We start from the raw sequence: 20,378 nt of genomic DNA, 5'->3' as shown, positions 1-20,378 counted from the left end.
TAACCGCTATAAGCCCGCCGCGCCGGGGCTTGGCCGCCCTCTGGTTAGACAGCTCGCGACCCTTTGTCGATGGATCTCTTAGCAGGCTACCGTTCGTCTGAGCATCGGCGTCAAGGCGGCTGAGCGTATCGGTCATTGAATCCATGGCTGTCGCGCCTAAGGTGGAACCTCGACATTTTCCCCTGCACAGCGGTTCGAGGACGTCATGACCCAAGCGTTGATATTCGATGCATTACGCACGCCCCGTGGCAAAGGCAAGGCTGATGGCGCCCTGCACAGTGTGAAACCGGTGAACCTGGTGGCTGGCCTGCTACGGGCCCTGCAACAACGCTGCGAGCTGGACACCAGCCAAGTGGACGACGTGGTGCTGGGCTGTGTGACGCCCATTGGTGATCAGGGGGCCGACATCGCCAAGACCGCGGTCCAGGCCGCGGACTGGGATGTCAGCGTGGCCGGGGTGCAGATCAATCGCTTCTGCGCCTCGGGCCTGGAAGCGGTCAACCTGGGGGCGATGAAGGTGCGCTCGGGCTTCGAGGACCTGGTGGTGGTGGGCGGTGTCGAATCCATGTCGCGGGTGCCCATGGGCAGCGATGGCGGCGCCTGGGTGCTGGACCCCGAAACCAACCTGCACAGCCATTTCACCCCCCAGGGCATCGGCGCGGACCTGATCGCCACCCTGGAGGGCTTCAGCCGCCAGGACGTCGACCAGTTCGCCCTGCAATCCCAGCAGAAGGCCGCCCGCGCCCGCGCCAGTGGCGCCTTCGACAAGTCCCTGGTACCGGTGCGCGACCAGAACGGCATCCTGCTGCTGGGGCAAGACGAATTCATTCGTGGTGACTCCACCCTGGAAGGCCTGGGCAAGCTCAAGCCGAGCTTCGAGATGATGGGGCAGATGGGCTTCGATGCCACCGCACTGCGGGTCTACAGCCATGTGGAGCGCATCGACCATGTGCATACCCCGGGCAACAGCTCGGGGATAGTCGACGGTTCGGCGCTGATGCTTATCGGTTCCGAAGCCAAGGGGCGCGAACTGGGGCTCAAGCCCCGGGCGCGGATCATCGCTACCGCGGTCACCAGCACCGACCCCACCATCATGCTCACCGGCCCGGCGCCGGCCACCCGCAAGGCCTTGGCCAGGGCCGGGCTGCGGGTCGAGGACATCGATCTGTTCGAAGTCAACGAAGCCTTCGCCTCGGTGGTGCTCAAGTTCATCAAGGACATGGCCATCGACCCGGCCAAGGTCAATGTCAACGGCGGTTCCATCGCCATGGGCCACCCCCTGGGCGCTACCGGCTGCGCGATCCTCGGCACCTTGCTCGACGAACTGGAAGCCCGGCGCCAGCGCTACGGCCTGGCGACCCTGTGTGTCGGCGGCGGAATGGGTATCGCCACCATCATCGAACGCCTCTGAGCCCCGACTTCAAGGAATTGCCTTTATGACCGATGCCATCCGCTACCAAAAGGGCCAGGACCAGATCGTGGTCCTGACCATCGATATGCCGGGCCAGAGCGCCAACACCATGAATGCTGTGTACCGCGACGCCATGGCTGGCGCCGTGGCCCGCCTGCAGGCCGAACAGGAGTCGATTGCCGGAGTGATCATCACCTCGGCGAAAAAGACCTTCTTCGCCGGCGGCGATCTCAATGAACTGATCAAGGTCGGCAAGCCCGAGGCCCAGGCCTTCTACGACATGGTGCTGGTGCTCAAGGGCCAGTTGCGGGCCTTGGAAACCCTCGGCAAGCCGGTGGTGGCCGCGATCAATGGCACGGCCCTGGGTGGCGGCTGGGAGATCTGCCTGGCCTGCCAGCACCGGGTTGCCCTGGACGATGAAACACTGCGGATCGGCCTGCCGGAAGTCACCCTGGGCCTGTTGCCCGGTGGCGGCGGGGTGGTGCGCATGGTGCGCCTGCTGGGCCTGGAAAAGGCCTTGCCGTATCTACTGGAAGGCAAGAAGGTGCGGCCGCAGCAGGCATTGCAGGTCGGCCTGATCCATCAGTTGGCCAGCGACAGCGACGACCTCCTGGCCAAGGCCCGGGCCTGGATCCTGGCCAACCCGGCCGCCCAGCAACCCTGGGATGTGCGCGGCTACCAGATTCCCGGTGGCACGCCGGCCAACCCCAAGGTGGCGCAGATGTTGGCCATCGCGCCGTCGATCTTGCGCACCAAGACCCAGGGCTGCTTCCCGGCGCCGGAGAAGATCCTCTGTGCTGCCGTCGAGGGCGCCCAGGTGGATTTCGACACCGCGCAATTGATCGAGACCCGCTACTTCACCGAGCTGACCACCGGCCAGGTAGCGAAGAACATGATTGGCACCTTCTGGTTCCAGCTCAACCAGATCAATGCCGGCGGCTCGCGCCCGCAGGGCATTGCCGTGCAAGCGACGAAAAAGCTCGGCGTGCTGGGGGCCGGCATGATGGGTGCCGGCATTGCCCAGGTCAGCGCCGTGGCGGGCATCGAGGTGGTGCTCAAGGACGTCACGCGGGAAGCGGCGGAGAAGGGCAAGGCCCACTGCGCCGCGCTGCTGGCGAAGAAGGTGGCCCGTGGCGGCCTCAGCGAAGCGCAGCGCGAGGCGATCCTGGCGCGCATCCAGACCACCGCCGAGGACGCCGACCTGGCCGGTTGCGACCTGATTATCGAAGCGGTGTACGAGGATCGTGAACTCAAGGCCAAGGTCTCCCGGGCGGCGCAGCAGGTGGTGGGCAAGGATGCGGTGATTGCCTCCAACACCTCGACCCTGCCGATAACCGGCCTGGCCGACGCGGTGCCCAACCCGGACAAGTTCATCGGCCTGCATTTCTTCAGCCCGGTGGAAAAGATGCCCCTGGTGGAAATCATCAAGGGCGAGAAGACCAGCGATGAAACCCTGGCCCGGGGGTTCGACTTCGTACTGCAGATCAACAAAACCCCGATCGTGGTCAACGACAGTCGCGGCTTCTTCACCTCCCGGGTGTTCGGCACCTTCACCAATGAAGGTATCGCCATGCTGGGCGAGGGCATCGCCGCACCCATGATCGAAACCGAGGCGCGCAAGGCCGGGATGCCGATCGGCCCGCTGGCGATCTCCGATGAAGTGTCCCTGAGCCTGATGAACCATATCCGCCAGCAGACCCTCAAGGACCTACAGGCCGAAGGCAAGCCCGCCATCGAACACCCGGCCTTTACCGTGATCGACCTGTTGCTCAATGAGTACAAGCGCGCAGGCAAGGCGGCCGGTGGCGGTTTCTACGACTACCCGGCCGCAGGGCAGAAACACCTGTGGCCAGGGTTGCGCACGCGCTTCTATCGGGCTGAGGGGCAGATCTCGCCCCAGGACGTGCGCGACCGCCTGCTGTTCGTCCAGGCCATCGAGACCGTGCGCTGCGTGGAGGAGGGGGTGCTGCATTCCACCGCGGACGCCAATATCGGCTCGGTGTTCGGCATAGGTTTCGCCGCCTGGAGCGGTGGTGCCCTGCAGTTCATCAACCAGTACGGCGTGCAGGATTTCGTCGCCCGCGCGCAGTACCTGGCCGAGCAATATGGCGAGCGTTTCCGGCCGCCGGCGCTGCTGCTGGAAAAGGCCCGCCAGGGGCAGCTGTTCTAAGCCTGACAGCACCGCAATGACACACTCCGGGGCTTGCCTTGCCGTGGTATTTCAAGGCAGGCTCTGGGCTGTTCGTTATTGCCATCGCCTTGTCAGGAATTTTTTATGTCGCTACGCATCTGCATTCTTGAAACCGATATCCTGCGTCCCGAACTGGTCGATCAATATCAGGGTTACGGGCAGATGTTCCAGCGCCTGTTTTCCCAGCAGCCGATCGCCGCCCAGTTCAGCGTGTACAACGTGGTGCAGGGCGACTACCCCGCTGACGAGCTGGAATTCGACGCCTACCTGGTAACCGGCAGCAAGGCCGATTCCTTTGGCAGCGACCCCTGGATCCAGACCCTCAAGACCTACCTGCTGGACCGCTACGAGCGTGGCGACAAACTGCTGGGCATCTGCTTCGGCCATCAGTTGCTGGCCCTGCTGCTGGGGGGCAAGAGCGAGCGCGCCAGCCAGGGCTGGGGCGTGGGTACCCACAGCTACAAGCTGGCCGCCAAGGCGCCATGGATGAGCCCGGTGGTGGAAGAGCTGACCCTGCTGATCAGCCATCAGGACCAGGTCACCGCCTTGCCGGACAACGCCACGGTGATCGCCTCCAGCGATTTCTGCCCTTATGCGGCCTACCACATCAACGACCAGGTGCTGTGCTTCCAGGGCCACCCGGAGTTCATCCACGACTATTCCCGCGCACTGCTGGAACTGCGCCAGGAGTTTCTCGGCGAGCAGGTCTACCAGAAGGGCGTGGCCAGCCTGGCGCACGAGCACCATGGCGCCACCGTGGCCGAGTGGATGATGCGTTTTGTCGCCCACAAGCCCAAGGCCGCCTGACCCCGCTGATGGCCCTGTCACCTGTGCGCAGGGCCTTGCCCCTCAGAGCCAGCCGGAACGCTTGAAGCTGGCCCAGAGGCCGACGCAGCCCAGGCTGATAAAACCCAGTACGCCAAAGTAGCCGTAGTGCCAGCTCAGTTCCGGCATGTTCTGGAAGTTCATCCCGTAGATCCCTGCCACCGCGGTGGGAAACGCCAGGATCGCGGCCCAGGCGGCGAACTTGCGCTGCACGATGCTCTGCCGCGAAGCCTCCAGCAACACGCCGATCTCGATGGTCTGGCTGGCGATATCGCGCAGGGTGGAAAGGTCTTCCATCTGCCGCGTAACGTGAATCTGCACGTCACGGAAATACGGCCGCATGTTCTTGTCGATAAACGGGAAGCTGAGCTTCTGCAGCTCCTCGCTGATCTCCACCATGGGCGCCACATGGCGACGCAGGCGCAGTACGTCACGACGCAGGCTGTGCAGGTTGTGAATGTCCTTTTCATTCAGCGCCTTGCCCAGCACGTTGCGTTCCAGCTCGTCGATCTCGCTGTGGATGGCCTCGCTCACCGGCTGATAGTTCTCGGTGACGAAATCCAGCAGGGCGTAGAGCACGAAGTCTTCGCCGTGCTCCAGCAGCAGCGGCCGCGCCTCGCAGCGTTGCCGCACATAGCCGTAGGAGGCCGAGTGGCCATTGCGGGCGGTGATGATGTAGCCGTTGCCGGCGAAGATGTGAGTCTCGATGAACTCCAGCTTGCCCTCAGTGCGCACCGGCGAATAGGTGACGATAAATAGGGCATCGCCGAAGGTTTCCAGCTTGGGCCGGCTGTGCTTCTCCAGGGCATCCTCGATGGCCAGTTCGTGCAGGTTGAACTGGCGTTGCAGGTTGGCCAGCTCGTGGGCGTTGGGTTCTTCCAGGCCGATCCACACGAAGTGGCCAGGTTTCGCGGCCCAGGCAGCCCCTTCGTCGAGGCTGATATCAGTGACTTTCTTGCCGCGGCTGTAGACGGCGGCAGCAACAACTCTACCCATGGTTCAAGTTCGCTTCTTGTTATCGGTGGGGCGGACGTATCAGCAGCAGCTTAGCCTGCAATGCTGCATCAGAGTCAGTGCCAATGCTGGAGTTCGCCAGCCAATAAAAAAGCCCGCGCAAGGCGGGCTGGGTGTAGCTTGCCGGCAGGTTCAGGCCGATTGCAACTGGCGATCCATAGTGGCGATGCACTCGCGCATCTGCTCGCGGCACTGGGCGATCAGCTGGGGCATATCGTCCATGGTCAGCCCGGCGGTGGGGATCGCCGGCAGCGAGCGGATGAGGATCTTGCCGCTGTTCCAGCGGTTCAGGCGCATCTGCTTGATATAGCTGCTGACGCACACCGGGACGATCGGCACGCCGGCGGCAATGGCCATCTGGAACGCGCCTTTCTTGAACGGCAGCAGCTCCTGGCCCAGGTTGCGCGTGCCCTCGGGAAAGACCCAGATCGAGGTGTTCTTGTGCTGCAGGGTGTGGGTGGTGGTGAGCATCGAGCGCCGGGCCTTCTGCGGGTTGCCACGGTCGATCAGCACGTTGCCCGCCAGCCAGAACAACTGGCCGAACAGCGGCACCCATTTCAGGCTTTTCTTGCCGATGCACACGGTGCGCTTGGGCACCACGTTGCCGAAGGCGAACAGGTCGTAGTTGGACTGGTGGTTGGCGATGATCACGCAACCGTCGGGTTTGTCCATCAAGGGCCCGACCTCGGCCTGGACCCGCAGGCCGAGAATGCGCATGGCCGGCCAGGCATAGAGGCGGGCGCACAGGCGGCTGTTGTCCGGGTTGAACGGGCGGCACAGGCCGAGTAGCAGGCCCAGGCTGCCAGCGACGATAAAATGCAGGCCCATCAATGACATGCGAAGCAGATACAGCATCTAAACGGCTCACCGGGGACAAAAGGTGGCGAAGTGTACGGATGTGCACTGTTTTCGGCAATTGCCGTGCTCTGTCGGGAGATGGACGATGTTTGCCAGCATGTTTCCGCCTATGTCTGGCAGCAGCGTTCCAGAGCGGTTGGCGACGGGGCAGGGGGGGCAGGCAATAAAAAGCCCGGCACAGGGGCCGGGCTCGGGAGCGAGCGGCAGAAGCCTTAGCCCAGGTGCTGCTGATCCTGGAGGATGGCGTTGTCCAGGGTTTCCAGCAGTTCCTTGCGCACCTTCAGCTTGGTGTTCTTGTGGGCCAGCATATTGATCTTCTTCAACTGCCGCGCGGCGGCCAGGGCGGCAGCCGGCAATTCTTCGGCGCTGACCAGTTTGTCGAGGAAACCAGCATCCACTGCGCCTTGCGGGTCGAACATCTCGCCATTGATCACCGAGCGATGGAACGCCGAACGACGCAGGCGATCACGGGCCAGCTCGATGCCGGCGTGGTGCATGGTCATGCCGATCTGCACTTCGTTGAGGCCGATGCTGAATGGGCCGTCGACACCGATCCGGTAGTCCGCCGAGAGCAGCAGGAAAGCCCCTTTGGCCACGGCATGGCCCGGGCAGGCGACGATCACCGGATAAGGGTGCGACAGCAGGCGGCGGGCCAGGGTCGAACCCTGGGTGACCAGGGCTACGGCTTCCTTGGGGCCGGCGGTCATCACCTTGAGGTCATAGCCACCGGAAAGAATCCCCGGCTGGCCGGTGATGATCACCACCGCACGGTCGGCGGTGGCCTGGTCCAGGGCGGCATTGAAGGCGGCAATCACGTCCGGGGAGATGGCATTGACCTTGCCGTTGCTCAAGGTCAGGGTCGCGATACCGTCTTCGAGGTGGTAGGTAATCAACTCACTCATGACGCAATTCCTTGTATTGAAGTGCAGCAGAAGTTACCCAGCGCGATAGCTGCGGTAAAGCGCCGTGACTGACTGATGAGTCAGGTTGGGCGCGGCCCATCGCCCTGCATGCCCCTGCAGCCAGGGCATGGGTTCTTCTATATAGAAGCGGGCGAGGCCGAAGAATGGCCGGTTTGCCTTGCTACGAACGGCAAGGAACCCCCGCCAGAGACGGATCGGCCTTAAGCGCATGAAAATTCTGAAAAAAAAGTTTGCCATCTGAAAAGCTATCGACTACATTAGCGCGCCTCGACAGACTGAATCGGTTTGAAGAGATACGGTGAAGTGTCCGAGTGGCTTAAGGAGCACGCCTGGAAAGTGTGTATACAGGAAACTGTATCGAGAGTTCGAATCTCTCCTTCACCGCCAAATTCGCTACAAACAAAACCCCTGAAAATGCTGAATTTTCAGGGGTTTTTTGTTGCCTGTATAAAGCTCAAGGCAAGACAGCAGAGCAATCAGTCATTGCCTATCACCCACTGAAACTTGCCCTGGGTCAAGCTTCCCTCTGCCATCGAGCCGCTCGTCGTTCCAGGACGGATTTGCTCAGCAGGTCGGCGAATGACTGTCTAGTCTGAAACGCCGTGACGACGCGTATTTTCCAGGCAACGGGAGTTTGCCGGTACGGGTCGGTTGTTGGAGGGAGCTGGGAGATGAGGAGTCTTGCCTATATCGAAGACAACGGGGATGAGTTCCCAATCAACAATCTGCTGCGTTGTGGCCAGGCCGCATTCGAAGCGCAAGCACAGCCCGCGCCGAGTGCCGTGGGTAAAAATCGAACCGCGACTTCGCCGGTCGCCAGTAACACGATGTTCTTTCCCAAGGCGCTGCCCAAGCGCAAGCGCATTTGAGTGATGAGAGCCCCGCCCCTGGCGGGGCTTTTTCATGGACTGCAGTGCGCCCCGCAGGCAGCACTGCCGATTGCCGAAACGCACGATTGTTGGTCGAAGGGACCGGAGGCAGGCTAGGCGGTGTTTTTTTCACGATTTGTTCACATCTGCCTGAGTAGGCTCAGCTCATCCGTTAAAAAGCAAAACCCCTAGCCCGTTCCCCAGCGGGCTTTTTTTTGCGCGGTGATAAAACTCTTTTAGAATCAGCGGTCAAAACCACCGCAGAGCTACCGCAAAGCGTTGCGGGCCCTCGTTTCGAGGGGCGTGCCGGTGGTTTTTTCATGTCAGTCCGACAGTCTTTTTTGAGGTTTCAATTCATGCGTGCAACTCTTCCTGCCCTGGTTGTGGGTCTTCTGCTGGCTCAAGGCGCAATGGCCGGTGATGGCACTGCAGCCATCGGCGGCGGCCTCGGCGGCGCGCTGGGCAATGTGGTCGGGCAACAGTTGGGCGGCAGCACTGGCGCAGCCATCGGTGCCGGCGTTGCTGGTGCGGCGGGCAGTGCCGCGGGTGCGCGCAAGGGCAGCCGGGCCAAGGCGGCCATTGGTGGCGGCCTGGGTTCGGCCGGTGGTTCGCTGATCGGCAATCGCCTGGGTGGCAGCACTGGCGCAACCGTCGGCGCCGGTATCGGTGGCGCGGCAGGCGGCGCACTGGGCAGCAGCATGGGTCACAAGAAGCGTCATTGATGCTCGAACCCGTTGAACAAAACCCGGCCTTGCGCCGGGTTTTTTCTGGGCGCTGCCATACTTGCAAGTAACCTGTGCCAATGCCCCGGGAGACGATCATGCCGCGCAAGCCACACGCTGATAGCGACCCCGCCTCGAGCGACCCACTGCTGATCAATGACCCGGGCAATGAAGACCCCGGCTCCTTGCTCGACGATGCGCTGGTGCCGCTGCTGCAAGAGCCCGAACAGCATGACGACGAGCCCGAGAGCGAAGACTGAAAGCGCCCCCCCCCATCGCCATACCTGCCCCTGGTTGCTCCCGACCCAGCCCCGCCGCTATGCTGCTGAACCCTTTAATCTGCGTGTTGCCAAACAGGCCGGGCCGTACCTGAGCCGCTCCCTGGAATCCACCTTTGCTAACGGATCAGATGCGATGAATGCACAGTTGAATGCTTTGGGGCCGATCAAGGCCGTGATTTTCGATATGGACGGGCTGCTCCTGGACACCGAGGGCATCTACACCGAGATCACCCAGTTGATCGCCGAGCGCTATGGCCGCACCTACGACTGGAGCATCAAGCAGAACATCATCGGGCGTGGCGCAACTGATCTGGCGCGCTATGTGGTGGAAGCCCTGGACCTGCCGATCAGCGCCGAAGAGTTCCTGGTGATGCGCGAGCCGCTGATGCGCGAGCGCTTTCCCCGTGCCGAGGCCATGCCCGGGGCTCGGCAACTGGTGGAGCATTTGAAGCAGCACCAGATTCCCATCGCTGTCGGCACCAGTTCGTCGCAGCTGTCATTCGGCGAGAAAACCACCCGCCATGGCGACTGGTTCGCCCTGTTCGACACCATCGTCACCGCCGACGACCCGGAAGTGACGGCCGCCAAGCCGGCGCCGGATATCTTCCTTACCGCTGCCCGCCGCCTGGGTGTGGCGCCTGCCGAATGCCTGGTGTTCGAGGACTCGCCCTTTGGCGTGACCGCCGCCAGGGCCGCCGGCATGAGCGTGATCGCGGTGCCCGATCCGGCCATGGCCGACAGCAAGTTCGCCCATGCCAGCGGCATCATCCGTTCGCTCAAGGGTTTTCAGCCGGCCGCTTGCGGTCTGCCGCACCTGCACTGGTCCTGAGGGGCTGACGGGCAGCAAAGCGCTGCTGCTATGGCCACGAAAAACGGCTCGCCGATGACCGGCGAGCCGTTTTTCATGGTGCTGGGTCAGGCGCCGAAACCACCGTCGATGGTCAGGCTGGCGCCGGTGATATAACCCGCTTCAGGGCTGGCCAGGTAGGCGACGAAACCGGCGACTTCCTCAGCGTGGCCATAACGGCGGATAGCCATCAAATCCATCAGGCTCGCGGCGAAATCACTGTCGGCGGGGTTCATGTCGGTGTCCACCGGCCCCGGCTGGACATTATTGATGGTGATGCCCCGCGGGCCCAGATCACGGGCCAGGCCCTTGGTCAGGCCCACCAGGGCGGCCTTGCTCATGGCATAGGGGCCGCCACCGGCGAAGGGCATGCGGTCGGCGTTGGTGCTGCCGATGTTGATGATGCGACCGCCTTCGCCCATATGCCGAGCGGCTTCCTGGGTGGCGATAAATACGCTGCGCACGTTGATCGCCAGGGTCTGGTCGAAGTCTTCCAGCTTGAATTCGTCCAGGGGCGCGACGGCCAGCACGCCTGCGTTGTTGACCAGGATATCGAGGCGGCCGAAGGTCTCGGCGGTGTCCTTCACCGCGCGGCGAATGGCCTCGGCATCGGCGCTGTCGGCCTGGATCGCCAGGGCCTTGCCGCCCCGGGCGGTGATGCGTTCCTGCAGGGCCTGGGCCTTGCTCGCCGAACTGACGTAGGTAAAGGCGACGCTGGCGCCTTCTGCCGCCAGGCGTTCGACAATGGCTGCGCCAATGCCGCGGGAACCGCCTTGGATCAGGGCCACTTTGCCGTTGAGGTCATAGATGCTCATGTGCTTCTCCAGAGTTTCAAGGCCGGGATGCCTTGTGCTTGGAGGCGAGTATCGACCGTTGATTAGTCCCTGTGTAGCAGGTAATTCCTCTACTCTATGTAAACCAAAAGTTGAGAATCAGTGCCCATGGAAGCCTTCAGCAGTATCGAGTGTTTCGTTCGCAGCGCCGAAGTCGGCAGCTTTGCCGAGGCCGCGCGACGCCTGGGGCTGACCCCGGCGGCAGTGGGCAAGAGTGTTGCCAAGCTGGAGTCGCGCCTGGGCGTGCGGCTGTTCCAGCGCAGTACCCGCAGCCTGACCCTGACCGAAGCCGGGCAACTGTTTCTCGATCAGGTCGGTGACAGCCTGCACACCATCCACAATGCGGTGGCCAACCTCGCCAGCTCCCAGGGACGCCCGGCCGGCACACTGAAGGTGAGCATGGGCACGGCATTCGGCGCGCTCTACATAGTGCCGTTGCTGGGGGAATTCCTGCGGCGCTACCCGGCCATCAGCCCGGACTGGCATTTCGATAATCGACAAGTGGACCTGATTGGCCAGGGCTTCGACGCGGCCATCGGCGGCGGCTTCGAGCTGCCGTTGGGGGTGGTGGCGCGGCGCCTGGCCCCGGCTCACCGGGTGCTGGTGGCGGCGCCGGAGTACCTGGCAGGGCGCGAGCCGGTGCGACAGCCAGAGGACTTGCGGCATTGCCGGGGCATCCTGATTCGCTCGCCACAGACCGGCCGCGTGCGTTCCTGGCAACTGACCGGGCCCGGGCAGGCGCTCAAGCCCCTGGAACTCAGGGCCAGCATGACCATGAGCGACTCCCAGGCGGCGTGCGGCGCTGCGGCACAGGGGCTGGGGATTGCCCTGGTAAGCCTGCCGTTCGCCTTGAGTTTCCTCGAGGCCGGCACCCTGCAGCGGGTGCTGGCGGACTGGTATGTGGATGACGGCAGCATTTCGATCTACTACGCCGAGCACCGTCTGTTGCCGGGCAAGACCCGGGCCTTTGTCGATTTCCTTATCCAGCAGTTCGCCGAGCAAGGCCTGGGGCAACGCTTCAGCGCCGTCTGATACGGCACTGGCCGGTGCTCGTTCAATGGCCGAAGCGCATCGGCCAGCCGATCACCTTCTTCGACCGGGGCGTGGCATAGGTCCGCACCTTGGAGGTGGAAAGCCCAAGGCGCACCAGGGATTCGGCGATGGTCACTGCTGCCGTCACCCCGTCCACCACCGGCACCCCGGTGCGCTGGCGGATCTGTTCATCCAGGCCGGCCATGCCGCCGCAGCCCAGGCAAATGACTTCGGCCTTGTCCTCGCTCACCGCTCGCTCGGCCTGCTGCACTATGGCCGCCACCGCCCGCTGCGGGTCTTCTTCCAGTTCCAGCACCGCCAGGCCGCTGGCCCGTACCGAGGCGCAGCGTGCATACAGGCCGGAGAGCTTCAGGCGGTCTTCGATCAGCGGCACGGTGCGGTCCAGGGTGGTGACCACCGAATAGGCATGGCCCAGGAACATCGCGGTGCTGGCGGCGGCATCGGTGATGTCCACCACCGGTACCTGCAGCAGCTCCTGCAGGCCTTCGCGGCCGTGCTCGCCGTAGCCGGCCTGGATTACCGCGTCATAGGGCTGGTCGTAGGCCAGTACCCGGTCCATCACGGCAATCGCCGCCAGGTAGCTTTCGAAGTTGCCTTCCACCGATTCGGCGCCGAAGAAGGGCGTCAGGCCGACAATCTCGGTACCTGGGGCGGCCACGCTCTGGGCCTGGCGGGCGATGGCCTGGGTGATGCTGTCGCTGGTGTTGACGTTGACGACGAGAATACGCATGGGAATTCCTTGCTGGTGGTTGGCTGCGTGGCCCGCCGCAGCGGGCCCGGCAGGTTCAATGGTTGACGCTGTCCACGGCGATGGCTTCGCCGCTGACATCGACGTACTCGGGCTGGCGCTTGGCGATGATCAGGTACAGCAGGGCGGCGATGCTGGCGCCGATCAGCCAGGAAAACGGCGAGACGCTGGCAAAGCCCGGCACCAGGGCCAGGACAATGGCGATCAGCGCCGCCGGAACGAAGGCCGCCACGGCCCGCAGGTTGACCCCGCGGCTGTAGAAATAGGCGCCCTGGGGGTCTTCGCTATAGAGCTGCGGCACGTTGATCCGGGCTTTGCGCAGGATCCAGTAGTCCACCATGATCACCCCGTACAGCGGGCCCAGCAGGGCGCCGAGCCCGGAGAGGAAATACACGATCACCAGCGGGCTGTTGTAGAGGTTCCACGGCAGGATCAGCACGGCGATGGCGGCGCTGATCAGCCCGGCGCGGCGAAAGTTCAGGTACTTGGGCGCCAGGTTGCTGAGGACGAAGGCCGGGGCGACGAAGTTGGCCATGATATTCACCGCCACGGTGACGATCAGGAACGCCAGGCAACCCAGCACCAGGAACAGGGTATTGGGGATCGAGGCGATGATCTGGGTCGGGCTTTCGATGACCTGGCCGTTGATCTGGAACTGCGCGCCGCACAGCAGCACGGTGATGCTGGCGAACACCAGGATATTCACCGGCAGGCCCCAGAAGTTGCCGACGCGGATGGTCTTGCGGCACGGCGAGGAGCGGGCGAAGTCGCAGAAGTTGAGCACCAGGGTGCCGTAGATCGCCAGCCACAGGGCGCCACCGGCGAAGATCTGCCGCCACATCTCGCCACCGCTCAGGGGCTCGCGAATCGACCAGGCGATCTGCCCGTCGGCCTGGCTGTACATCCACCCGGCCAGGCAGGCCACGGTCAGAAGAATGATCGGCCCGGCAAAGGCTTCATAACGACGGATCATCTCCATGCCGTAGGCGAGGATCACCAACTGCACCAGCCAGATGATCACGAAACAGGCCCAGCCCAGGCTCGACAGGCCGAGGATCGAGTTGTGGTCGTAGTCGGCGAAACCCGGGTGGATGGCCGTGAGCAGCACGCGGAACACCACCGAGGCCAGGTAGGTCTGGATGCCGAACCAGGCAATGGCGATCACCGCACGAATCAAGGCCGGAATCTGCGCGCCGTGGATGCCGAAGGCGATGCGGCTGATCACCGGGAAGGGCACTCCGGTCTTCTGCCCCATGTAGCCCGACAGGTTCATGAAGAAGTACACCAACGCCGCGCCGATACCCAGCGACAACAGGATCTGCCAGCCCCCCAGGCCCAGGGCGTAGAGGCCGATGGCGAAGGAGTAGTTGGCGATGTTGTGCACATCGTTGGTCCACAGGGCGAAGATGCTGTAGCCACCCCAGCGCCGTCCTTCGGCCTTGGTGGGAGCCAGGTCGTGGTTGTGCAGGCGCGGGCTGAGGGAGGTATGGCCCGTAGGGTTTCCGGCCAGGGGTTGTTGCAGGTTGTACGAGTGCGGCGAGGAGGGCAGATCCAGTGCGATGTCATTGGAAGGGCTGGTGTGCATTCCGGCGGCTCCTGATTCCGGCCCTGGATGACTGTGCTTGAGCCCAAGGCCCGACAATCTTCGTCACAGGTGGGAATCACTGGGTTCGGGGCATCTGCAGCCTGGGTCGAGGCAACGGGCATGCAGACATTAGTGTGTGTATGTTTTGCTAATTTTGTATACAAAACACAGGGTCACTAAAGCCACTTCCATGCCAGTTTTGCCGCTATAAATCTCTTCGTTGATTTCGTTTGGTTATTGACTTGGCATAAGCCGATGAAATCAATAGGTTAAAAATTGACCGTTCGAACAGCTATTTATTTTTCCGCTGCAAGCGGCGTGGGGCAGCCAGGCGCGAGGCCTGTCACCTTTTGGGGCGGGAGTTTTGCAAGTGCACACAAAAATGGCACATAAGGTGACATTTCTGTGTACAGTTTTTGCGCGAAACAAGGCGGCTGAGGGGGCCAGGCTTTGGGGCCTCTTCGCCGGCAAGCTGGCTCCTACAGATATAAGGAGCCCTTTGGTCAGCAAGCCGGTTTATGCGGGAGTCACGTAATCAGGCTTTGCTGATGATATTGCCGGCGTGCAGGCCGCATTCCTTCTGGGTGGCTTCCTCCCACCACCAGCGACCTTCGCGCTCGTGCTGGTTCGGCAGCACCGGGCGGGTGCAGGGTTCGCAGCCGATGCTGATGAAACCGCGCTCGTGCAGGCTGTTGTAGGGCAGTTCGAGCATGCGGATATAACCCCAGATCTCCTCGCTGCTCATCTGCGCCAGCGGGTTGAACTTGTACAGGGGGCGTTCCGGGGTGGAGAAGGCGCTGTCGATCTCCAGCACCGCCACCTGGCTGCGGGTGCCCGGGCTCTGGTCGCGGCGCTGGCCGGTGGCCCAGGCGCTGACCGTGGACAGCTTGCGCCGCAGCGGTTCGATCTTGCGGATGCCGCAGCATTCGCCATGGCCGTCCTTGTAGAAGCTGAACAGGCCCTTTTCCTTGACGAAGGGTTCGAGCTTGCTGTGGTCCGGCGAGATCAGCTCGATAGCGATCTGGTAGTGCTCGCGCACCTGATCGATAAAACGATAGGTCTCGGGGTGCAGGCGCCCGGTGTCGAGGCTGAACACCTTGACGTTCTTGTTCAGCTTCCAGGCCATGTCCACCAGCACCACGTCCTCGGCACCGCTGAAGGAGATCCACAGGTCGTCGCCAAACTGGGCGAAAGCCAGCTTGAGAATGTCCTGGGCGGATTTGTTGGCATAGGTCGCGGCAAGTTCAGCGACGTCGAACGTTTGGCTCATCAGGGCGGGTTCCTGCAGGTCGGTGGCGCTGTGCGCTCTATAGGAGGGCGATCTTAACAAAATCCACAGGGCCCTGGCGTGCTCCTCTGCGTTGCGCCGTGTGGGGCGAATCGCTAGAGTTCGGCAGTCCTTTTGCTCGCTCAATATCAATAATCAGAACCAATGGGAGTGTCTCGTGGAAATCGCCTGTCTCGATCTGGAAGGTGTACTGGTCCCGGAAATCTGGATCGCCTTTGCCGAAAAAACCGGGATTGCCTCCCTCAAGGCCACCACCCGGGATATTCCCGACTACGACGTACTGATGCAGCAGCGCCTGCGGATTCTCGACGAGCACGGCCTGAAGCTGGCCGATATCCAGGAAGTGATCGCCACCCTCAAGCCCCTGGACGGCGCGGTGGAGTTCGTCGACTGGCTGCGCGAGCGTTTCCAGGTGGTGATCCTGTCCGACACCTTCTATGAATTCTCCCAGCCGCTGATGCGCCAGCTGGGCTTCCCGACCCTGCTCTGCCATCGGCTGATCACCGACGACAGTGGCCGGGTCACGGGTTATCAGCTGCGCCAGAAAGACCCCAAGCGCCAGTCGGTGCTGGCCTTCAAGGGCCTGTACTACCGGGTGATCGCGGCGGGGGATTCCTACAACGACACGACGATGCTGGGCGAGGCCGATGCCGGCATCCTGTTCCACGCCCCGGACAACGTGATTCGCGAGTTCCCGCAGTTCCCGGCGGTGCACAGCTTCGCGGAGCTGAAGCAGGAATTCATCAAGGCCTCCAACCGCACCTTGAGCCTGTAAAACCGCTCTCGTAGGAGCCGGCTTGCCGGCGAAGGGGCCCTTGGATTTTGCGCAAATCCTGCCAACGCCTTCGCTGGCAAGCGGAACGCCGCCCGGCCAGCTCCTACGGGCAGGTGAACGGCGTGCTCTTGTAGGCGAGTCCCTAAAGCCCCTGCAAGGTCTCCAGCAACACCCGCACCTTGGTGATGGATTCCTGGTACTCCGCCTGCCAGTCCGAATCCGCGACTATCCCGCCGCCGCCCCAGCAACAGATCTGCCCGTCCTTGGCCAGCAGGCTGCGGATGGCGATCGAACTGTCCATTGCCCCGCGCACATCCAGGTACAGCAGCGAGCCGCAGTACAGGGCGCGGCGCGTCGGTTCCAGTTCGTCGATGATCTGCATCGAGCGGATCTTCGGCGCGCCGGTGATCGAGCCGCCGGGGAAGCTGCCGGCAATCAGGTCCAGGGCGTCCTTGCCGGGCGCCAGTTCGCCGGTAACGCTGCTCACCAGGTGGTGCACGTTGGGGTAGCTCTCCAGGCTGAACAGCTCGGGCACCCGTACCGTTCCGGTGCGGCAACTGCGCCCCAGGTCGTTGCGCAACAGGTCGACGATCATCAGGTTTTCCGCCCGGTCCTTGGGGCTGGCCAGCAGCTCGGCGGCGTTGGCGGCATCCTCCACGGCATCTCGGCCGCGGGGGCGGGTGCCCTTGATCGGCCGGGTTTCCACCTGGCCCTGGCTGACATGGACAAAACGCTCCGGCGACAGGCTCAGCAGCGCGCCGCCATCGGCCAGGCGCTGGAAGCCGGAAAACGGCGTGGGGCAGGAGGCGCGCAAGGCGCAATAGGCCACCCAGGGGTCGCCCTGGTACTGGCCGCGAAAACGTTGGGCGAAGTTCACCTGATAGCAGTCGCCGGCCTGGATGTACTGCTGGATGCGCTGGAACGCCTGGCGGTAATCCTCGGCCGTCAGGTCGGCCTGCATCGGGCCGCTGAGCTGGAACGCGCCGGTTGCAGCCACGGGCCCCTGCTCGAACAGCTGGATCAGCCGCTGGCGTTCGCTAGCCGGCAGGCTGGGGTGGAACAGCAGCTGGCTGCTGCCGGCCTGATGGTCGTTGATCAGTGCCCAGGCATACAGCCCCAGGCGCGCATCGGGCAGGTGCAGGTCGTCTCGGGCCTGGCTCGGCAGGCGCTCCAGATGCCGGCCGAAGTCGTAGCTCAGGTAGCCGATCAGCCCGCCGGCGAAGGGCAGTTCATAGGGCGTGGGCACCTGGGCCGGGCCTAGCCGCGCGAGGCTGTCACGCAGGCGTTGGAGGAATTCGGCGCCGCTCTCGTCGGCAGCCACGGCGAACTCGTCCACCGGCCAGGCGCTGAGCAGGTCGTAGCGCCCGCGCTCGGCACTGGGCCGGCCGCTGTCCAGCAGCACGGCACCGGGAGCGTGTTCGATTGCCGCGAAATACTCGGCAGGGTTGGCGCGATAGGGAAGCGGGTGTACGGAACAGGTCAACATGCGGGGCAAATCAGCCATCGGAGCGCGGTTGGCGATTGTATGCCTCTGCAGGATTTGCTCCTAGGGGGATGTCGGCGATTGCCGGTCAGGCGGCGTATTTACCGACTTCTGGCCGCCGCCCTGAGCTGCGGCCAGAGAATCTGCCTCAGCCTTCGACGGCGGGAATATGGCCGAACAGCTCCTGGGCAAAGCGCACCCGTTCCTCGACGCTTTCCTCGATGCCCTGGGCCTTGAGTTGCTCAAGGTGGGCTTCGATGGCGTGGGTGCGTTGGGTCAGGCCGCAGTCGTTGGCGATCTGGATATTCAGCCCCGGCCGCGCATTGAGTTCGAGAATCAGCGGGCCTTTGTCCTGGTCCAGGACCATGTCCACGCCGATGTAGCCCAGGCCGCAGAGCTCGTAGCAGCCGGCCGCCAGTTTCATGAAACCGTCCCAGTAGGGCAGTTGCACGCCGTCCACCGCGTTGGTGGTGTCCGGGTGCTTGGCGATGATGTTGTTCAGCCAGGTGCCGCGCAGGGTCAGGCCGGTGGCCAGGTCGACGCCGACGCCGATGGCGCCCTGGTGCAGGTTGGCCTTGCCCCCGGACTGGCGGGTCGGCAGGCGCAGCATGGCCATCACTGGGTAGCCCATGAGCACGATGATGCGGATGTCCGGCACGCCTTCGTAGCTGATGCTCTTGAAGATCTGGTCCGGGGTCACCCGGTACTCGATCAGCGCGCGGTCGCGGTGGCCGCCCAGGGAATACAGGCCGGTGAGGATGCTGGAGATATGGTGCTCGATCTCCTCGTGGCTGATGATCTTCCCGGACACGGTGCGGTAGCGGCCCTCGAAGCGGTCGGCGATCACGATGATGCCGTCGCCGCCGGCGCCCTGGGCCGGCTTGATCACGAAGTCGTTGCGGTTACCGATGATCTGGTCGAGCTTGTCGATTTCCTTCTCGGTGGAAATCACCCCGTACAGCTCCGGCACATGGATGCCGGCCTTGATCGCCCGTTCCTTGGTGATGATCTTGTCATCCACGATCGGGTACAGGCTGCGCTTGTTGTACTTGAGCACGTAGTCGGCGTTACGCCGGTTGATGCCCATGATTCCCCGCGCTTCCAGGGCTTTCCAGGTTTTCCACAGGCCGAACATCAGGAGTCCGCCTTGACGAAGGCCTTGAAGCGCACCAGCTCCGTCAGGCGGTAGCCGCGGTAGCGACCCATCGCCAGCATGAAGCCCACCAGGATCAGCAGCATCGCCGGGAAGGTGAAGACGAAGTAGACCAGCTCCGGCACGCTCATGATCAGGTGCGCCAGGGAGGCGGCGAACAGGGTGCCCACCGCGACTTTCATCGCATGGCCGCCGCCGCGCTCTTCCCAGGTGATGGACAGGCGTTCGATGGTCATGGTCAGGATCACCATCGGGAACAGCGCCACCGACAGCCCGCGCTCCAGGCCCAGTTTGTGGCTGAACAGGCTGATGGCGGCGATCAGCACCACGACGAAGGTCAGCACCACCGACAGGCGTGGCAGCATCTGCAGTTTCAGGTGCTCCAGGTAGGAGCGCAGCGACAGCCCCAGCGCGGTGATCACCGTGAACAGCACGATACCGAAGCCCAGCTGGGTCTCGCGGAATGCCAGGGCGATCAGCACCGGGGTGAAGGTGCCCAGGGTCTGCAGGCCGATCAGGTTGCGCAGCACCAGGATCACCAGCACGCCGATGGGGATCATCACCATGATCATGAAGGTCTGCTGGGTTTGCAGTGGCAGGCCGTACAGCGAGTATTCGAGGAAGTTGGCGTCGGTGTTCTCGTCGGTCAGCTTGGCCAGGCGGATGGCGTTCATCTCGCTGTTGTTCATGCTGAAGGTGACATTGGCCTTCTTGCCGCCATCGACGCTGATCAGGTTGTCGTCACCGGTCCACCACAACAGGCGGTCGCTGGGCATGCCCTGTTCGCCGGTTTCCGGGTTGAAGTACAGCCAGTCGGTGCCGTTGAAGCTGCGCAGCCAGAGCTCCGGGGTTTGCGGCTGGTCGGCCACCAGGCGAATGGTGTGGACCTTCTCCGCCGGCACGTGGGCGATGGATAGCAGCAGTTCGACGATCTTGGCCTTGTTGGCGCTGGACGGATCCCCCGCCAGCAGCAGCTTGGCGTTGTCGTCGTTGGCGTTGTTGACCCGCTTGATGGCCTCGCTGATAAAGGTCTCGACGTCGGCCGAGTGCTGGCGGATCGGTGCCAGCAGGGCTTCGGCGGCGATCTTCTCCGGGCCTTCCACGGCCATGCTGTCGCGGAAGGTCGGGCCCTTGACCTTGGCTTTCTCGGCGCTGTAGCGCTTGGTCAGCACCAGGCGGTAGTACAGGGTCTGGTTGCCCTTGGCCCGGCGTGCCGACCAGGTGACCTTGCGGTTGCCGTCGACGCGGTTCACCGCCACCCCGTAGTTGTTGGAAATGAAGCTCTCGTTGAGGCTCACGTAATCCCGGCTCAGGGGCGGCACGAACATCTGGATCTTGATCGGGTCCTTGCCGTTGGCCACGAACTCGACCTTGGCATCGATATTCCACAGGTCGTCGGTGGCGTCTTCGGTTACCGGAATGCCGAGCACGAAGATCTGATAGGCCGTGATCGAAATGCCCAGCACCACCAGCACGGCGATCAGGACTTTCAGATGGAGGGTAAGAGAGCGCATTGGAA

General features: G+C 63.3%; 19 protein-coding genes and 1 tRNA gene. 10 read left to right on the top strand and 10 right to left on the bottom strand.

All coding sequences use genetic code 11. The annotated features are described in order from the left end of the window. Positions 1–205: 205 nt before the first annotated feature. From J4P02_RS10930 to J4P02_RS10920, 3 genes are all read left to right on the top strand, one after another. Positions 206–1,411 carry an acetyl-CoA C-acetyltransferase gene (locus tag J4P02_RS10930; RefSeq protein WP_426189944.1) on the top strand — a complete coding sequence of 402 codons (1,206 nt, stop codon included), beginning with the start codon at positions 206–208 and terminating at the stop codon, positions 1,409–1,411. Positions 1,412–1,436: 25 nt separating this feature from the next. Beyond that, complete coding sequence (locus tag J4P02_RS10925; protein WP_426189942.1) at positions 1,437–3,581, top strand: 3-hydroxyacyl-CoA dehydrogenase NAD-binding domain-containing protein; 2,145 nt, start codon at positions 1,437–1,439, stop codon at positions 3,579–3,581. A gap of 105 nt (positions 3,582–3,686) precedes the next feature. Further along, positions 3,687–4,409 (top strand): amidotransferase, encoded by a 723-nt coding sequence (locus J4P02_RS10920; RefSeq protein WP_426189940.1) that lies wholly within the window; start codon positions 3,687–3,689, stop codon positions 4,407–4,409. 42 nt (positions 4,410–4,451) lie between these two features. Here J4P02_RS10920 and J4P02_RS10915 read toward each other — a convergent pair whose 3' ends face one another. The 3 genes from J4P02_RS10915 to J4P02_RS10905 form a co-directional block, all read right to left on the bottom strand. Further along, positions 4,452–5,423, bottom strand: coding sequence for a magnesium and cobalt transport protein CorA (locus tag J4P02_RS10915; RefSeq protein WP_426189938.1), 972 nt, complete (start codon positions 5,421–5,423; stop codon positions 4,452–4,454). Positions 5,424–5,573: 150 nt separating this feature from the next. Next, positions 5,574–6,296, bottom strand: coding sequence for a lysophospholipid acyltransferase family protein (locus tag J4P02_RS10910; RefSeq protein ID WP_426189936.1), 723 nt, complete (start codon positions 6,294–6,296; stop codon positions 5,574–5,576). Positions 6,297–6,511: 215 nt separating this feature from the next. Further along, on the bottom strand, positions 6,512–7,201 hold the full coding sequence (locus J4P02_RS10905; protein WP_426189934.1) for a crotonase/enoyl-CoA hydratase family protein: 690 nt from the start codon (positions 7,199–7,201) through the stop codon (positions 6,512–6,514). A gap of 318 nt (positions 7,202–7,519) precedes the next feature. Here J4P02_RS10905 and J4P02_RS10900 point away from each other — a divergent pair. The 5 genes from J4P02_RS10900 to J4P02_RS10880 all read left to right on the top strand — a co-directional run bounded on the left by J4P02_RS10900 (position 7,520) and on the right by J4P02_RS10880 (position 9,923). Next, positions 7,520–7,609, top strand: a tRNA-Ser gene (locus tag J4P02_RS10900). Between the two features lie 284 nt (positions 7,610–7,893). Beyond that, complete coding sequence (locus J4P02_RS10895; RefSeq protein WP_426189932.1) at positions 7,894–8,091, top strand: hypothetical protein; 198 nt, start codon at positions 7,894–7,896, stop codon at positions 8,089–8,091. Positions 8,092–8,447: 356 nt separating this feature from the next. Then, positions 8,448–8,813, top strand: a complete 366-nt coding sequence (locus tag J4P02_RS10890) for a glycine zipper domain-containing protein (protein ID WP_426189930.1) — start codon at positions 8,448–8,450, stop codon at positions 8,811–8,813. Between the two features lie 98 nt (positions 8,814–8,911). Next, positions 8,912–9,073, top strand: a complete 162-nt coding sequence (locus J4P02_RS10885) for a hypothetical protein (RefSeq protein WP_426189928.1) — start codon at positions 8,912–8,914, stop codon at positions 9,071–9,073. A gap of 154 nt (positions 9,074–9,227) precedes the next feature. Beyond that, entirely contained in the window at positions 9,228–9,923 is a 696-nt protein-coding gene (locus J4P02_RS10880) for an HAD-IA family hydrolase (RefSeq protein WP_426189926.1), read from the top strand. 86 nt (positions 9,924–10,009) lie between these two features. Here the strand turns inward: J4P02_RS10880 and J4P02_RS10875 are convergent, their stop codons facing one another. After that, a complete protein-coding gene (locus J4P02_RS10875) occupies positions 10,010–10,756 on the bottom strand; it encodes a 3-oxoacyl-ACP reductase family protein (RefSeq protein WP_426189924.1) in 747 nt (248 codons plus the stop codon). A gap of 126 nt (positions 10,757–10,882) precedes the next feature. Between J4P02_RS10875 and J4P02_RS10870 the strand changes: the two genes are divergently transcribed. Beyond that, on the top strand, positions 10,883–11,806 hold the full coding sequence (locus J4P02_RS10870) for a LysR substrate-binding domain-containing protein (RefSeq protein WP_426189922.1): 924 nt from the start codon (positions 10,883–10,885) through the stop codon (positions 11,804–11,806). Between the two features lie 22 nt (positions 11,807–11,828). Here J4P02_RS10870 and J4P02_RS10865 read toward each other — a convergent pair whose 3' ends face one another. The 3 genes from J4P02_RS10865 to J4P02_RS10855 form a co-directional block, all read right to left on the bottom strand. Next, the gene (locus tag J4P02_RS10865) at positions 11,829–12,557 is read right to left on the bottom strand and encodes an aspartate/glutamate racemase family protein (protein WP_426189920.1); all 729 of its coding nucleotides are present in this window, start codon (positions 12,555–12,557) and stop codon (positions 11,829–11,831) included. Between the two features lie 55 nt (positions 12,558–12,612). Continuing rightward, positions 12,613–14,160 carry an NCS1 family nucleobase:cation symporter-1 gene (locus J4P02_RS10860; protein WP_426189918.1) on the bottom strand — a complete coding sequence of 516 codons (1,548 nt, stop codon included), beginning with the start codon at positions 14,158–14,160 and terminating at the stop codon, positions 12,613–12,615. Positions 14,161–14,695: 535 nt separating this feature from the next. Continuing rightward, complete coding sequence (locus tag J4P02_RS10855) at positions 14,696–15,433, bottom strand: phosphoadenylyl-sulfate reductase (RefSeq protein WP_426189998.1); 738 nt, start codon at positions 15,431–15,433, stop codon at positions 14,696–14,698. Positions 15,434–15,605: 172 nt separating this feature from the next. Here J4P02_RS10855 and thrH point away from each other — a divergent pair, with 172 nt between their 5' ends. Further along, entirely contained in the window at positions 15,606–16,223 is a 618-nt protein-coding gene (gene thrH / locus J4P02_RS10850; protein WP_426189916.1) for a bifunctional phosphoserine phosphatase/homoserine phosphotransferase ThrH, read from the top strand. Positions 16,224–16,365: 142 nt separating this feature from the next. On the opposite strand, the gene pabB is transcribed toward thrH, so the two are convergent. From pabB to J4P02_RS10835, 3 genes are all read right to left on the bottom strand, one after another. After that, positions 16,366–17,709, bottom strand: a complete 1,344-nt coding sequence (gene pabB / locus J4P02_RS10845; RefSeq protein WP_426189914.1) for an aminodeoxychorismate synthase component I — start codon at positions 17,707–17,709, stop codon at positions 16,366–16,368. 145 nt (positions 17,710–17,854) lie between these two features. Continuing rightward, positions 17,855–18,841, bottom strand: a complete 987-nt coding sequence (locus tag J4P02_RS10840) for an alpha-L-glutamate ligase-like protein (RefSeq protein ID WP_426189912.1) — start codon at positions 18,839–18,841, stop codon at positions 17,855–17,857. Further along, a complete protein-coding gene (locus J4P02_RS10835; RefSeq protein ID WP_426189910.1) occupies positions 18,841–20,373 on the bottom strand; it encodes an inactive transglutaminase family protein in 1,533 nt (510 codons plus the stop codon). The genes J4P02_RS10840 and J4P02_RS10835 overlap by 1 nt, the downstream gene beginning before the upstream one ends. Between the last annotated feature and the right edge of the window lie 5 nt (positions 20,374–20,378).

Origin of the sequence: Pseudomonas sp. NFXW11 (assembly GCF_049887815.1) — a bacterium.
In the GTDB taxonomy this organism is placed as follows: Bacteria; Pseudomonadota; Gammaproteobacteria; order Pseudomonadales; family Pseudomonadaceae; genus Aquipseudomonas.
This window is presented reverse-complemented; position numbering and strand designations above follow the sequence as displayed.